At 69.1% G+C, this 13047-nt stretch carries 14 protein-coding genes; 12 read left to right on the forward strand and 2 right to left on the reverse strand.

The annotated features are described in order from the left end of the window. Positions 1-195: 195 nt before the first annotated feature. Positions 196-2904, reverse strand: coding sequence for an aconitate hydratase AcnA (gene acnA, locus F1193_RS01025; RefSeq protein WP_150095819.1), 2709 nt, complete (start codon positions 2902-2904; stop codon positions 196-198). Between the two features lie 294 nt (positions 2905-3198). Here acnA and ccmA point away from each other — a divergent pair, with 294 nt between their 5' ends. The 5 genes from ccmA to F1193_RS01050 all read left to right on the forward strand — a co-directional run bounded on the left by ccmA (position 3199) and on the right by F1193_RS01050 (position 6180). Then, the gene (ccmA, locus tag F1193_RS01030; RefSeq protein WP_150095820.1) at positions 3199-3822 is read left to right on the forward strand and encodes a heme ABC exporter ATP-binding protein CcmA; all 624 of its coding nucleotides are present in this window, start codon (positions 3199-3201) and stop codon (positions 3820-3822) included. Next, a complete protein-coding gene (ccmB, locus tag F1193_RS01035; RefSeq protein WP_150095821.1) occupies positions 3819-4487 on the forward strand; it encodes a heme exporter protein CcmB in 669 nt (222 codons plus the stop codon). Before ccmA ends, ccmB begins: the two co-directional genes overlap by 4 nt. Before the next feature lie 82 nt (positions 4488-4569). Then, positions 4570-5307, forward strand: a complete 738-nt coding sequence (locus F1193_RS01040) for a heme ABC transporter permease (protein WP_150095822.1) — start codon at positions 4570-4572, stop codon at positions 5305-5307. Positions 5308-5317: 10 nt separating this feature from the next. After that, positions 5318-5521 carry a heme exporter protein CcmD gene (gene ccmD / locus F1193_RS01045; RefSeq protein WP_246164054.1) on the forward strand — a complete coding sequence of 68 codons (204 nt, stop codon included), beginning with the start codon at positions 5318-5320 and terminating at the stop codon, positions 5519-5521. A gap of 137 nt (positions 5522-5658) precedes the next feature. Continuing rightward, the gene (locus tag F1193_RS01050; protein WP_246164068.1) at positions 5659-6180 is read left to right on the forward strand and encodes a DsbE family thiol:disulfide interchange protein; all 522 of its coding nucleotides are present in this window, start codon (positions 5659-5661) and stop codon (positions 6178-6180) included. A gap of 33 nt (positions 6181-6213) precedes the next feature. On the opposite strand, the gene F1193_RS01055 is transcribed toward F1193_RS01050, so the two are convergent. Then, entirely contained in the window at positions 6214-6480 is a 267-nt protein-coding gene (locus tag F1193_RS01055; RefSeq protein WP_150095824.1) for a BolA family protein, read from the reverse strand. Between the two features lie 86 nt (positions 6481-6566). Between F1193_RS01055 and F1193_RS01060 the strand changes: the two genes are divergently transcribed. The 7 genes from F1193_RS01060 to F1193_RS01090 all read left to right on the forward strand — a co-directional run bounded on the left by F1193_RS01060 (position 6567) and on the right by F1193_RS01090 (position 12957). After that, entirely contained in the window at positions 6567-7187 is a 621-nt protein-coding gene (locus F1193_RS01060; RefSeq protein WP_150095825.1) for a J domain-containing protein, read from the forward strand. A 257-nt stretch (positions 7188-7444) separates the two neighbouring features. Then, positions 7445-8428 carry a cobaltochelatase subunit CobS gene (gene cobS / locus F1193_RS01065; RefSeq protein ID WP_150095826.1) on the forward strand — a complete coding sequence of 328 codons (984 nt, stop codon included), beginning with the start codon at positions 7445-7447 and terminating at the stop codon, positions 8426-8428. A 21-nt stretch (positions 8429-8449) separates the two neighbouring features. Further along, entirely contained in the window at positions 8450-10363 is a 1914-nt protein-coding gene (gene cobT, locus F1193_RS01070) for a cobaltochelatase subunit CobT (protein ID WP_150095827.1), read from the forward strand. Beyond that, positions 10360-11397, forward strand: a complete 1038-nt coding sequence (locus F1193_RS01075) for an esterase-like activity of phytase family protein (RefSeq protein ID WP_150095828.1) — start codon at positions 10360-10362, stop codon at positions 11395-11397. Before cobT ends, F1193_RS01075 begins: the two co-directional genes overlap by 4 nt. A 149-nt stretch (positions 11398-11546) precedes the next feature. Next, a complete protein-coding gene (gene rplU / locus F1193_RS01080) occupies positions 11547-11870 on the forward strand; it encodes a 50S ribosomal protein L21 (RefSeq protein ID WP_150095829.1) in 324 nt (107 codons plus the stop codon). Between the two features lie 58 nt (positions 11871-11928). Beyond that, a complete protein-coding gene (gene rpmA, locus F1193_RS01085) occupies positions 11929-12198 on the forward strand; it encodes a 50S ribosomal protein L27 (protein ID WP_150095830.1) in 270 nt (89 codons plus the stop codon). A 132-nt stretch (positions 12199-12330) separates the two neighbouring features. Then, positions 12331-12957: a GNAT family N-acetyltransferase gene (locus F1193_RS01090; RefSeq protein WP_150095831.1), complete on the forward strand. Its 627-nt coding sequence runs from the start codon at positions 12331-12333 to the stop codon at positions 12955-12957. Positions 12958-13047 lie beyond the last annotated feature (90 nt).

Consider the following 13047-nt stretch of genomic DNA (forward strand, 5'->3'; position numbering starts at 1 on the left):
GAGACCGAGCGAAGCGAGGTCGAGCCGGGTGAGGGGTGCATACGGGCGAACGCTGGAAGAGGCACCCCTCACCCGCCGCGCGGGGGGGGGGGGGGGGGGGCCCCCGGGCCCCCCCCCCCCCCCCCCCGGGGGGGGGCGGTGGCCGGGTTCGGCCATCGGGGCGCGACGCTCCGGCCTCGGCGGCCGGAGCCGCGATTACGCCGCGAGGCCGCGCAGCACGTAGTGCAGGATGCCGCCGTTCTTGAAGTATTCGAGCTCGTCGAGCGTGTCGATCCGGCACAGCAGGGCTACGTCGAAGCTCGTGCCGTCGCCCCGCGTGATGGTCGCGGTCAGGGTCTGGCGGGGCTTCAGCCCCGTCTCCAGGCCCTTGATGGTGACGGTTTCGTCACCCTTGAGCCCGAGGGTCTGCCAGGATGTCCCCTCCTGGAACATCAGCGGCAGCACGCCCATGCCGACGAGGTTGGAGCGGTGGATGCGCTCGAACGACTGGGCGATTACCGCCCGCACGCCGAGCAGGTTGGTGCCCTTGGCCGCCCAGTCGCGCGAGGAGCCGGTGCCGTATTCGCGCCCGGCGAACACCACCAGCGGCACGCCCTCGTCACGATAGCGCATCGCCGCGTCATAGATCGGCATCTCCTCGCCATCCGGATAGTGGATGGTCAGGCCGCCTTCCTTGCCGCCCAGCATCTGGTTCTTGATGCGGATGTTGGCGAAGGTGCCGCGCATCATCACCTCGTGATTGCCGCGGCGGGTGCCGTACTGGTTGAAGTCGATCGCCGCGACGCCGTTGGCGGTGAGGTACTTGCCGGCCGGCGAGGCGGCCTTGATCGAGCCGGCCGGCGAGATGTGGTCGGTGGTGATCGAATCGAGGAACAGACCCAGCACCCGCGCCGTCTCGATGTCGGTGATCGGCTTCGGCTCCGTCCCCATTTCGGTGAAGTAGGGCGGGTTCTGCACGTAGGTCGAGGCGTTCTCCCAGGCGTAGGTGAGGCCGCCGGTGACCTTGATCTTGCGCCAGTGGGCGTCGCCCTTGAACACGTCGGCGTACTTGGCCTTGAAGATCTTCTTGGTGACGAACTTGCGCACCAGTGCCGCGACCTCGCGCTGGGTCGGCCAGATGTCCTTGAGGAATACCGGCGTGCCGTCCTTGGCGGTGCCGAGCGGCTCGGTGGTGAGATCCTTGGTGACGGAGCCGGCCAGCGCATAGGCCACCACCAGCGGCGGCGAGGCGAGGTAGTTGGCCTGCACGTCGGGGTTCACCCGGCCCTCGAAGTTGCGGTTGCCCGACAGCACCGCCGCGGCCACCAGCTTGTTGTCGTTGATCGATTTCGAGATCGGCTCGGGCAGCGGGCCGGAATTGCCGATGCAGGTGGTGCAGCCGAAGCCGACGAGGTTGAAGCCGATCTTGTCCAGGTCCTTCTGCAGGCCGGAGGCGGTGAGATATTCGGCCACCACCTGCGAGCCGGGTGCCAGCGAGGTCTTCACCCACGGCTTGGACTTGAGCCCCCGCGCCACCGCGTTGCGGGCGACGAGGCCCGCGGCCATCATCACGTACGGGTTGGAGGTGTTGGTGCAGGAGGTGATGGCGGCGATCGCCACGTCGCCATGGTGCAGCTCGTACGGCGCGCCCTCGACCGGCGCCGCCTTGTCCTCCTCGCCCGGCCGCTTGAACTCGGTCTCCATCGCCTTGGCGAAGCCGGCCTTCACGTCCGACAGCAGCACCCGGTCCTGCGGCCGCTTGGGGCCGGCGAGCGAGGGCTCGACGGTGGCGAGGTCGAGCTCCAGCGTGTCGGTGAACACCGGCTCGGGCGTGGCGCGGGTGCGGTAGAGCCCCTGGGCCTTGGCGTATTTCTCGACCAGCGCGACGCGGCCCGGCTTGCGGCCGGTGTCGCCGAGATAGCGCAGCGTGTCCTCGTCGACCGGGAAGAAGCCGCAGGTGGCGCCGTATTCGGGCGCCATGTTGGCGATCGTGGCGCGGTCCTCCAGCGTCAGCCCGTTGAGGCCGGGGCCGAAGAACTCGACGAACTTGCCGACCACGCCCTTCTTGCGCAGCATCTGGGTGATCGTCAGCACGAGGTCGGTGGCGGTGACGCCCTCGCGGATCTTGCCGGTGAGGCGGAAGCCGACCACCTCGGGAATCAGCATCGAGATCGGCTGGCCCAGCATCGCGGCCTCCGCCTCGATGCCGCCGACGCCCCAGCCCAGGACGGCCAGGCCGTTGATCATAGTGGTGTGGCTGTCGGTGCCGACCAGCGTGTCGGGATAGGCGACCTCGACCGAGGCGGCCTTGCCGCGCTTGAGCACCTTCTCCTTCTTCGTCCACACCGTCTGGGCGAGATATTCCAGATTGACCTGGTGGCAGATGCCGGTGCCGGGCGGCACCACCGAGAAATTGGCAAACGCCGACTGGCCCCATTTGAGGAAGCGATAGCGCTCGCCATTGCGCTGATACTCAAGCTCGACATTCTGCTTGAAGGCGCGCGCCGTGCCGAAATTGTCGACGATCACCGAATGGTCGATGACGAGGTCGACCGGCACCAGCGGATTGATCTTCTTGGCATCGCCGCCGAGCGTGGCCATGGCGTCGCGCATCGCCGCCAGATCGACCACCGCCGGCACGCCGGTGAAGTCCTGCATCAGGACGCGCGCCGGGCGGAAGGCGATCTCGCGCTCGGACTTGCCCTTGGACTTCAGCCAGTCGGCCATCGCCTTGATGTCGTCCTTGGTCACCGTGCGCCCATCCTCAAAGCGCAGCAGGTTTTCCAAGAGCACCTTCATCGAGAACGGCAGGCGGGAAATACCCTTGAGGCCGTTCTTCTCGGCGGCCTTGAGGCTGAAATAGACGTAGGTCTTCGTGCCGACGGTGAGAGTCTTGCGGCACTTGAAACTGTCGAGCGAAGTCATGGTGAAAGCCGTTCCCGCGTGCAGGTGATCTGGCGTGCCGCGCAGGCTCGCCGACCGGCCGCCGGTCAAACGAAAACCGGGTGGTCGCGCGGATAGATGCCAGGGCACAGCGGCTTATAGCGCCTCCATTCCGCACGCGCGAGAGGCCACGCGCAATTGCGCGAATCAGCGAGCGGGCACGGCCCGCCAAGCCGCCGCTTCTGCTGCACCGCCTCTCACGCCTCTTGCGCCGGCCGGGCCGGCGTGGTGTTGGTTCCGTCCCGTCCATTGCTCCGTCATCCGGTCTCGCACCTCATGCCGTCACCCTGTCGCCTCGTCGGCGAGCGCCTCACCTGCGAACGCGGCGGCCGCGAGGTGTTCCGCGACGTGTCGTTCTCGCTCGACGGCGGCCGCACGCTGGCGCTGGTCGGGCCGAACGGCGCGGGCAAGTCCTCGCTGCTGCGGCTCATCGCCGGGCTGGTGCGCCCCGCCGCCGGGACGCTCACGCTGGAGGGCGGCGACGGCGAGCTTTCGGTCGGCGAGCAGGCGCACTATCTCGGCCATCTCGACGCGCTGAAGCCGGCGCTCACGGTGGCCGAGAATCTCGATTTCTGGATCGCCGCGCTCGGCGGCGATAGCGGCCTGTCGCGCGACGATGCGCTCGACCGGGTGGCGCTGGGCAAGCTTGCGGAGCTGCCGGCGCAGTATCTCTCCGCCGGCCAGCGGCGGCGGCTGGCGCTCGCCCGCCTTCTTGTCGTCCACCGGCCGCTGTGGCTGCTCGACGAGCCGACCACCGCGCTCGACGTCGCCTCGCAGGGCCGGCTGTTCGAGCTGATCGCCGCGCATCTCGCCGCCGGCGGGCTGGTGGTGGCGGCCACCCACCAGCCGCTGGCGCTGGCCTATGACGAACTCAGGCTCGCCGGGGACACCGTGTCATGACCGCGCTCATCGCTCTCGTCGTGCGCGATCTGCGCCTCGCCGTCCGGGTCGGCGGCGGCGCCTTCGTCGGCGTGCTGTTCTTCCTCGCGGTGGTGGTGGTGATGCCGTTCGCCATCGGCCCCGACCTCAATCTGCTGCGGCGCATCGGCCCGGCCATCCTGTGGATCGGCGCATTGCTCGCGAGCCTGCTCGCGCTCGACCGGCTGTTCGCCCAGGACCAGGAGGACGGTACGCTCGACCTGCTGCTCACCGCGCGCACGCCGCTGGAGCTGGTCGCCGCCGCCAAGGGCCTCGCCCACTGGATCGCCACCGGCCTGCCGCTGGTGCTGGCGGCGCCGGTGCTGTCGCTGCTGCTCAACCTGGAGCCGCTGGCCATCGGCGCGGTGGTGCTGACGCTGCTGGTCGGCACGCCGGCGCTCACCTTCATCGGCCTGGTCGGCGCCGCCCTGGCCGTGACACTGCGCCGCGGCGGCCTCTTGGTGGCGGTGCTGATCCTGCCCTTGTCGATCCCGATCCTGATCTTCGGCATCTCGGCCTCCAACGCGGCGGTGACCGGCGGCCTGCCGTTCGGCGCGCCCTTCACCATCCTGTGCGCGCTGTCGCTGGGCAGCCTCGTCCTGGGACCGATCGCGGCCGGGGCCGCCATCCGCGCCGGCCTCGATTGATCGGATCGCGGCCTACGTGGATTCGCTGGTCCTTGCGTCAGCGCATTGCGGGGGCCGGGCACTCCCGCTAAAAGCCCGCCCCATGGCGCTCATCGATCTGGCCAATCCGACGCGGTTTCTCGCCTTTGCCCGTGCGGCGATTCCCATCGCCGGGGTGCTGGCTGCCGGCCTGCTGGCCGTCGGCATCTATCTCGCGTTCTTCGTGGCACCCGAGGACTACCAGCAGGGCGCCACCGTCCGCATCCTCTACATCCACGTGCCCTCGGCGTGGCTGGGCATGGCCTGCTACGTGGTGATGACGCTGTCGGCGCTCGGCACCCTGGTGTGGAAGCACCCGCTGGCCGACGTGTCGCAGAAGGCGGCGGCGCCGATCGGCGCCGCCTTCACCCTGCTGTGCCTCGTCACCGGCGCGCTGTGGGGCCGGCCGATGTGGGGTACCTATTGGGTGTGGGACGCGCGGCTGACCTCCACCCTGGTGCTGCTCCTGATCTATCTCGGCCTGATCGCGCTGTGGCGCACGGTCGAGGATCCGGGCCGGGCCGGGCGCGCCGCGGCGGTGCTGACGCTGGTGGGGGCGGTCAACATCCCGATCATCAAGTTCTCGGTGGACTGGTGGAACACGCTGCATCAGCCGACGTCGGTGATCCGGCTCGGCGGCCCGACCATCCATTCCTCGATCCTGACGCCGCTGCTGATCATGGCGATCGGCGCGACCGCCCTGTTCGTGGCGCTGCATCTTTCCGCCATGCGCAACGAAATCCTGCGCCGGCGTGTGCGCACGCTACGCATCCTTGCCGCCCAGCGCGGCGCCACCGCGTGAGTTCCCCGTCATGATCGACCTCGGACCGCATGCGCTGTTCATTCAACTCGCCTGGGCTGCCGCCGGGCTGGTCACCCTCGGCCTGATTGCCTGGGTGATGATCGACTACCGCAGCCAGCGCCGTCAGCTCGCGGCCCTGGAGCAGGCGGCCAATGCCCGCCGGCGCCCGGCTGCGCCGACGCCGGCGGTGCTTGAAGGAGCCGGCGTGCCATGAGCGAGTCCGAGACCCCGAAGCCCGGCGCCGATGCCACGCCCGCGCCCGTAACGCCCGAGGCCAAGCAGACGCCCGCGCCTGCGCCTGAACCCGCCCCGGCGGCGCCGGAGGCCGCGCCGCACCGGCTCAAGCTGGCGATGCTGCCGCTCGGCCTGTTCGTGGCGCTGGCATTGCTGTTCTGGTTCGGCCTGTTCTCGGGCGACAAGTCCAAGATCCCGTCGGCCCTGATCGGCAAGCCGGTGCCGGCCTTCGCGCTGGAGCCGCTGGAGGGAACGGGCCTGCCGGGCTTCAGCTCCGGCACGCTCAAGGACCAAGTCACGCTGGTGAACGTCTGGGCCTCCTGGTGCGTTCCCTGCCGCGAGGAGCATCCGCAGCTCGTCGAGCTCGGCAAGGATCCGCGCATCAAGCTCTACGGCCTAAACTACAAGGACAAGGCCGACAACGCCCGCCGCTTCCTGGAGCGTTTCGGCAATCCCTATGTGGCCATCGGCGCCGATCAGAGCGGGCGCACCGGCATCGACTGGGGCGTCTATGGCGTGCCGGAGACCTTCGTGATCGGCCGCGACGGCACCATCCGCTACAAGTTCATCGGCCCGATCATGCCGGACACGCTCAAGACCACGCTGATGCCGGAGGTCGAGAAGGCGCTGGCGAAGTAGCCGCCGCCGCGTCGGCCGCGTGGCCCGCGGCGCCTACTCGCCGGGTGCCGCGGCGTGGATCGCGAGGGCGTGGATGCGCTCGGCGAACTCGTCGCGCAACGCATCGTTCACCATGCGGTGACGTGCGACGCGGCTCTTTCCGCGGAAGGCCTCGGCCACGATATAAATTCGGAAGTGCGTCTCGCCCTCCGTCCGGCTGCCGGCATGCCCGGCGTGCCGGTCGGAGTCGTCGTCGACGCGCAGCTCGCTGGGCGCCAGCGCGGCCCGAAGCTTCGATTCGATGCGTTCGGCAAAGGTCATGTGCTATGCGTAAGGGCGGCGAGCGCGCGGCGTCAATCCGGACGGCCATCCTTGTTTGAAGTCGGTCCCATCCGCATAATCTCGCAATGAAACTGAACTCGCCTTTGTTCGATCGCATCCGCGTCAAGCGCACCGCCGAGGAGCCGGTGGTGCGTGCGCGGGCGGCCGTGTGCCAGTGGCCCGGCTGCCAGGCGGCCGGCACGCACCGTGCGCCGAAGGGCCGCGGCCGCGACGGCGAGTATCTGCACTTCTGCCTCGACCATGTGCGCGAATACAACCAGTCCTACAATTACTTCGCCGGCATGAGCGACGACGAGGTGGCCGCCTGGCAGAAGGCCGCGGTCACCGGCCACCGCCCGACCTGGAAGATGGGCGTCAACGGCGTCCATGCCAGCGCGCACAAGGCGGAGGCCGCCTTCGAGGCCGGCGAGTTCGCCTTCGGCGACCCGTTCCGGGTGTTCGGCGCCCGCCCGGCCGAGGCGCCGCAGCCCAAGGCGCGCGGGCGCACCATCCGCAATGGCGAGCGCAAGGCGCTGGCCGCGCTCGACCTCGATGTCGACGCCACGCGCGAGGAGATCAAGGCGCGGTTCAAGACGCTGGCCAAGCGCCACCACCCCGACGTCAATGGCGGAGACACCTCCTCCGAGGACAGGCTCCGTGACATCATCTCCGCTTACAATTATCTGAAGGGGGCCGGCCTCTGCTGATCGCGGGGGGTGTTCCGCTGGGGCCCGGTTGCGCGCGTTTTCCGCACGAGCAGAATGCAGGTTTGCGATAGAAGGCGCGACAACTCAAAAACTTAGGGCGTCCGGTCCGGTTCCATCGGGCCCAGGAATCCTCTAGATCTGATCCTCTAGATCTAATGCTCTGGATTTGATGCTCTAGATTTCAAGGTGGCGCCTCGGGGCGCGAGCCCGCGAGCGGGCCACCGCCCCCGATCGCGCCCGCGGCAAGGAAGTGGTTCATGAACGTCAGCGCGTCCACCGCCCCCCTCCCCGACATGAAAGTGTCGGTCCGGCAGGTGTTCGGGATCGACAGCGATCTCGAAGTGCCGGCCTATTCCGAGCCCGAGGACCACGTGCCGGACCTCGACACCGACTATGTGTTCGACCGCACGACCACGCTGGCGATCCTTGCCGGCTTTGCCCACAATCGCCGCGTCATGGTCGCCGGCTACCATGGAACCGGCAAGTCGACCCATATCGAGCAGGTGGCGGCGCGGCTCAACTGGCCGTGCGTGCGCGTCAATCTCGACAGCCACATCAGCCGCATCGACCTGATCGGCAAGGATGCCATCGTCATCCGGGAGGGCCAGCAGGTCACCGAGTTCCGCGACGGCATCCTGCCCTGGGCCTACCAGAACAATGTCGCGCTGGTGTTCGACGAGTACGACGCCGCGCGCCCCGACGTGATGTTCGTCATCCAGCGGGTGCTGGAATCCTCCGGCCGGCTGACGCTGCTCGACCAGAGCCGGGTCATTCGCCCCCACCCGTCGTTCCGGCTGTTCGCCACCGCCAACACCATCGGGCTCGGCGACACCACCGGCCTCTATCACGGCACCCAGCAGATCAACCAGGCGCAGATGGACCGCTGGTCGATCGTCACCACGCTGAACTATCTGCCGCACGACAAGGAAGTCGAGATCGTGCTGGCCAAGGCCAAGTCCTTCCGCACCGAGAAGGGCCGCGAGACCATCGGCAAGATGGTGCGGCTGGCCGACCTCACCCGCAACGCCTTCATGAATGGCGACCTCTCGACGGTGATGAGCCCGCGCACGGTGATCACCTGGGCCGAGAATGCCGACATCTTCCAGGAACTGGCGTTCGCCTTCCGCGTCACCTTCCTCAACAAGTGCGACGAGCTGGAGCGGCCGCTGGTCGCCGAGTTCTACCAGCGCTGCTTCGGCCAGGACCTGCCCGAATCGGCGGTGAACGTCGCGCTGTCATGATGGCGGGTTAGGGACGGGGCCATGGCCAGCGAATCGCGGACGGCGGGCGGCTCGAACCGCAGCAAGGCCGGCGCGCGCGAGGCGCCGACAGAGCCGTTCAAGCGGGCGGTCGAGTCCTGCCTGAAGGCGATCGCCCGGCGTTCGGACATCGATGTCGGCTTCGCCGCCGAGCGGCCGAGCCTCGCCGGCAGCCGGGTGCGGCTGCCCGAGCCGCCGCGCAAGATGACGCCGTTCGATGCCGGGGTGGTGCGCGGTCACGCCGATTCGGTCGCCCTGCGGCTGGCCTGCCACGACCCCGCCGTCCACCGCCGGCTGGCGCCGGAGGAGCGCGAGGCGCGCGCGGTGTTCGAGGCGATGGAGCAGGCGCGCGTCGAGGCGATCGGGGCACGGCGCATGGCCGGCGTGGCCGGCAACCTCGCCGCCATGCTGGAGGAACGCTACCGCCGCGGCCCCTATGCCGACATCTCCGACCGGGCGGACGCGCCGCTGGCCGACGCGCTGGCCATGCTGGTGCGCGAACGGCTGACCGGCCGTCCACCCCCCGCCGGCGCCGACCGGCTGGTCGCGCTGTGGCGCGACTTCGTGGAGGAGCGCGCCGGCCGCGACCTCGACAAGCTCGCGGGCCGCATCGACGACCAGCGGCGCTTCGCCGAGACGGTGCGCGACCTGCTGGCCCAGCTCGACATGGCCGAGGGCCGCGACACCGAGCCCGACGACAGCGAGGATGCGGGCGACGACGACCAGCGCGACGACGAGGAAGACAGCCAGGACGAGACGGGCGAGAGCGCCGAAGGGGCGAGCGAGCGCACCGGCGACCTCGGCGCCGACGACCTGCCCGACGGCACCAGCGAGCTGGACGAGGCGCCGGCCTGCGATCTGCCGGAGGAGACCGACGCGGGCGAGGCCCAGGATGCCGGCGAGCCGCGCCGCCCCCGCCATGCCTTGCCCAACGAGGTCCGCGGGCCGGACTACCGGCCGTTCACCGGCAAGTTCGACGAGACGGTGCACGCCGAGGATCTGTGCGACGCCGAGGAGCTCGACCGGCTGCGCAGCTATCTCGACAAGCAGCTGTCGCACCTGCAGGGCGTGGTGGCGCGGCTCGCCAACCGGCTGCAGCGGCGGCTGCTCGCCCAGCAGAACCGCGGCTGGGACTTCGACCTCGAAGAGGGCCTGCTCGATCCGGCGCGCCTGGCGCGCGTCATCATCGACCCGATGCACCCGCTGTCGTTCAAGATGGAGCGGGACACGCGCTTCCGCGACACCGTGGTGACGCTCTTGATCGACAATTCCGGCTCGATGCGCGGCCGGCCGATCACGGTGGCGGCGACCTGTGCCGACATTCTGGCCCGCACGCTGGAGCGCTGCGGCGTCAAGGTCGAGATCCTCGGCTTCACCACCCGGGCCTGGAAGGGCGGGCAGTCGCGCGAGGCGTGGCTCGCCGCCGGCAAGCCGCCCGCGCCCGGCCGGCTCAACGACCTGCGCCACATCGTCTACAAGTCGGCCGATGCGCCCTGGCGGCGGGCGCGCAAGAATCTCGGCCTGATGATGCGCGAGGGCCTGCTCAAGGAGAATATCGACGGCGAGGCGCTGGCCTGGGCGCACGAGCGGCTCTTGGCGCGGCCGGAGAACCGCAAGATCCTGATGATGATCTCGGACGGCGCCCCGGTCGACGACTCCACGCTGTCGGTCAATCCCGGCAACTATCTGGAGCGGCATCTGCGCTGGATCATCGAGGAGATCGAGACCCGCTCGCCGGTCGAATTGATCGCCATCGGCATCGGCCACGACGTGACGCGCTACTATCGCCGGGCGCTGACCATCGTCGACGCTGAGGAGCTGGGGGGCGCGATGACCGACAAGCTGGCCGAACTGTTCGACGAGGACATGGCGCGGCCCGAGCCGCGCCCCGGCCGCAAGGGCAGGCGCGCAGCATGAGGGCTCGATTTCGCAGTCTGATCGCCGCGGCGGTGGTCGTGGCGGCGCTGCCGTTCGCCGCCACCGCCGTTGCCAAGCCCAAGGCGCTGCCGGTCGAGCCGGTGGCGCTGGCGGTGCAGGCGACGCCGATCGCCAGCTTCGATCCAGGCGAGCCCGAGCGGAAGCGCTTTGGCCGGCTGGAATTTCGCGGCGGGCTGGAACTGTCGGCCGACAGTCCCGCCTTCGGCGGCTGGTCGGCGCTGCGCCTGGATGCTTCGGGCGAGCGCATCCTCGCCGTCTCCGACGCCGGCGTGTGGCTGACCGGCCGGCTCGACACCGCGAACGGCCGGCTCAGCGGCCTCGGCGACGTGAAGATCGCGGCGATGCGCGGCTCGGCCGGCGAGACGCTGGCCCGGATCGGCCGTGCCGACGTCGAGTCGCTGGCGGTCGACGGGACGGCCTGTTACGTCGGCATCGAGCGCGTGCACGAAATCCGCCGCTACGACTGCTCGGGCGCGCCGTTCGCCGCGCGCGGCATGCCCCGGCCGGTGCCCTCGGCGCTGAAGAAGATGCCGCGAAACAGCGGCCTGGAGGCGCTGGTCGCGGTGCCGCGCGATCTCGCCGGCACCGGCAGCGCGCTGGCCGGCAGCCTGATCGGCATCACCGAGACCGGCGAAACCGGCGAGGCCGATTCACTGGGCTTCATCATCCGTGGGGCGCGCTTCGCCACCTTCCGCGTCAAGCGCTCCGACGACTTCTCGGTCACCGACGCCGCGCTCGCCGGCAACGACCTCCTCGTGCTGGAGCGCCACTACTCGCTGCTGCGCGGGGTATCGATGCGGGTGCGGCGGATCCCGCTCGCGGCGATCGGGCCCGGCGCGATGGTCGACGGCGAGGTGCTGATGACCGCCGGCCGCGGCCGGCAGATCGACAATATGGAGGGGCTGGCGGTGCACACCAACGCGGCCGGCGAGACCATCCTGACGATGATCTCCGACGACAATTTCAGCTTCCTGCAGCGGACGCTGATCCTGCAGTTCGCGCTGCTGGACTGACGCCGTCGATCCTTGACTTCGGCGCGCGCCGCCGTGTAGATGTCGCCCTTCGGCGGCGTGTGTTCTGCGCGCGCCGCGATTCACCCTGACCTTTCAACGATCGCCAAGAAGCCGGCCCTCCAGGCCGGGATGGAACACGGGACAAAACGATGTTCGCGGTCATTAAAACGGGCGGCAAACAATACCGCGTCGCCCCCAACGATACCCTTGAGATCGAACGACTTGAGGCCGAAGCCGGAGAAACGGTGACGTTCTCCGAAGTGCTGCTGGTGGGCAGCGAGGGCGAAACCACGGTCGGCGCGCCGACCGTCGCGGGCGCCGTGGTTGCCGCCGAAGTGGTGGAGCTGACGCGCGGACCAAAGGTCATCGCCTTCAAGAAGCGCCGTCGCAAGAATTCCCGGCGCAAGCGGGGCCACCGTCAGGATCTGATGCTGGTCCGGATTACCGAAATCCGCACCGCGACCGCCGCCTGACGAACATATGTTCGTCGCGATTCCCCTTTAGTCGAATACGATCTCCGGGAGACCGGTTATGGCACACAAAAAAGCAGGCGGCTCGTCGCGCAACGGGCGCGATTCGAACGCCCAACGCCTCGGCGTGAAGAAGTTCGGCGGCGAAGCCGTGCTCGCCGGCAACATCATCGTCCGTCAGCGTGGCACCAAGTGGCACGCGGGCGACAATGTCGGCATTGGCAAGGACCATACGCTTTTTGCCACCGCCACCGGCCACGTCGCCTACCGTACGAAAGCGAACGGCCGCACCTTCGTATCCGTCATTGCGACGATGAAGGCGGCAGAATAGACGGACACCAAGATCAGGGGTCCGTCGGCACCAGTCGAACCGGCGGACCCAAAAAGACAAGACGGGTCGATCGCAAGGGGAGACCGGGGTGCCGGCTCCCCTTTCGCATTCAACTACGGAAGGACCCGTCCGATGACTCTCGAAAGATCCTGCGAAATCCGCCTGCCAGGCGAGATCTGTCTCCCCGTCCTCGAGACCGAGCGGCTGGTGCTTCGCACGCCGCGTCTTGAGGACGCGGCTGCGATCGCGGCGATGGCCGACGATCCTGCCGTGGCCGTCAACACGGCCCTGATTCCGCATCCCTATCGAAAACAGGACGCCGAGGCCTGGATCGCCCAGCTTGCGGGTCCGGACGACGATGGCGCGACCTTCGGCATCTATCCGAAGCATCGCGACACGTTCGCCGGCGCGTGCGGCTTGAACCGCCTCGATGGCGCGATGCACCTCGGCTATTGGCTGGGTGCGCCCTATCGCAATGCCGGCGTTGCCACCGAGGCCGCCCGCGCAATCATCGATTTTGCCTTCACGCGCCTTAGCCTGCCCGAGATCACCTCGGCAGCGCGCGTCACCAACGCCGCCTCGCGCCGCGTGCTCGAGAAATGCGGCTTCCAGTGGACCGGCGTCGGCCTGGTGCGGGTCAAGGCGCTCGGCGCCTCGGTGCCGGTCGACCGCTTCCGGCTCGACCGCAAGACCTGGGCGTCTTTGCGCGCCTGGGGCGCCATGCCGCTCACCGAGGGGCCGTCGATCCAGGCGGCGTGAGAAAGCTGTCGTGAGCTGGCTGGCGTGATTTGGGCCGCCTCTCTCCGGTTCGGAGGGAGGCGGTCTCGCTTCCGGCCCCCGGCTGGGCTA

Origin of the sequence: Blastochloris sulfoviridis, from assembly GCF_008630065.1 — a bacterium.
Lineage (GTDB): Bacteria > Pseudomonadota > Alphaproteobacteria > Rhizobiales > Xanthobacteraceae > Blastochloris > Blastochloris sulfoviridis.

Excerpts from the sequence above, each read along its gene's own strand:
- rplU (WP_150095829.1), top strand. The coding sequence starts at position 11,547 with ATGTTCGCGGTCATTAAAACGGGCGGCAAACAATACCGCGTCGCCCCC.
- F1193_RS01060 (WP_150095825.1), top strand. The coding sequence starts at position 6,567 with ATGAAACTGAACTCGCCTTTGTTCGATCGCATCCGCGTCAAGCGCACC.
- rpmA (WP_150095830.1), top strand. The coding sequence starts at position 11,929 with ATGGCACACAAAAAAGCAGGCGGCTCGTCGCGCAACGGGCGCGATTCG.
- ccmB (WP_150095821.1), top strand. The coding sequence starts at position 3,819 with ATGACCGCGCTCATCGCTCTCGTCGTGCGCGATCTGCGCCTCGCCGTC.
- F1193_RS01050 (WP_246164068.1), top strand. The coding sequence starts at position 5,659 with ATGCTGCCGCTCGGCCTGTTCGTGGCGCTGGCATTGCTGTTCTGGTTC.
- F1193_RS01075 (WP_150095828.1), top strand. The coding sequence starts at position 10,360 with ATGAGGGCTCGATTTCGCAGTCTGATCGCCGCGGCGGTGGTCGTGGCG.
- acnA (WP_150095819.1), bottom strand. The coding sequence starts at position 2,904 with ATGACTTCGCTCGACAGTTTCAAGTGCCGCAAGACTCTCACCGTCGGC.
- cobS (WP_150095826.1), top strand. The coding sequence starts at position 7,445 with ATGAACGTCAGCGCGTCCACCGCCCCCCTCCCCGACATGAAAGTGTCG.
- ccmA (WP_150095820.1), top strand. The coding sequence starts at position 3,199 with ATGCCGTCACCCTGTCGCCTCGTCGGCGAGCGCCTCACCTGCGAACGC.
- F1193_RS01055 (WP_150095824.1), bottom strand. The coding sequence starts at position 6,480 with ATGACCTTTGCCGAACGCATCGAATCGAAGCTTCGGGCCGCGCTGGCG.
- F1193_RS01090 (WP_150095831.1), top strand. The coding sequence starts at position 12,331 with ATGACTCTCGAAAGATCCTGCGAAATCCGCCTGCCAGGCGAGATCTGT.
- cobT (WP_150095827.1), top strand. The coding sequence starts at position 8,450 with ATGGCCAGCGAATCGCGGACGGCGGGCGGCTCGAACCGCAGCAAGGCC.
- ccmD (WP_246164054.1), top strand. The coding sequence starts at position 5,318 with ATGATCGACCTCGGACCGCATGCGCTGTTCATTCAACTCGCCTGGGCT.
- F1193_RS01040 (WP_150095822.1), top strand. The coding sequence starts at position 4,570 with ATGGCGCTCATCGATCTGGCCAATCCGACGCGGTTTCTCGCCTTTGCC.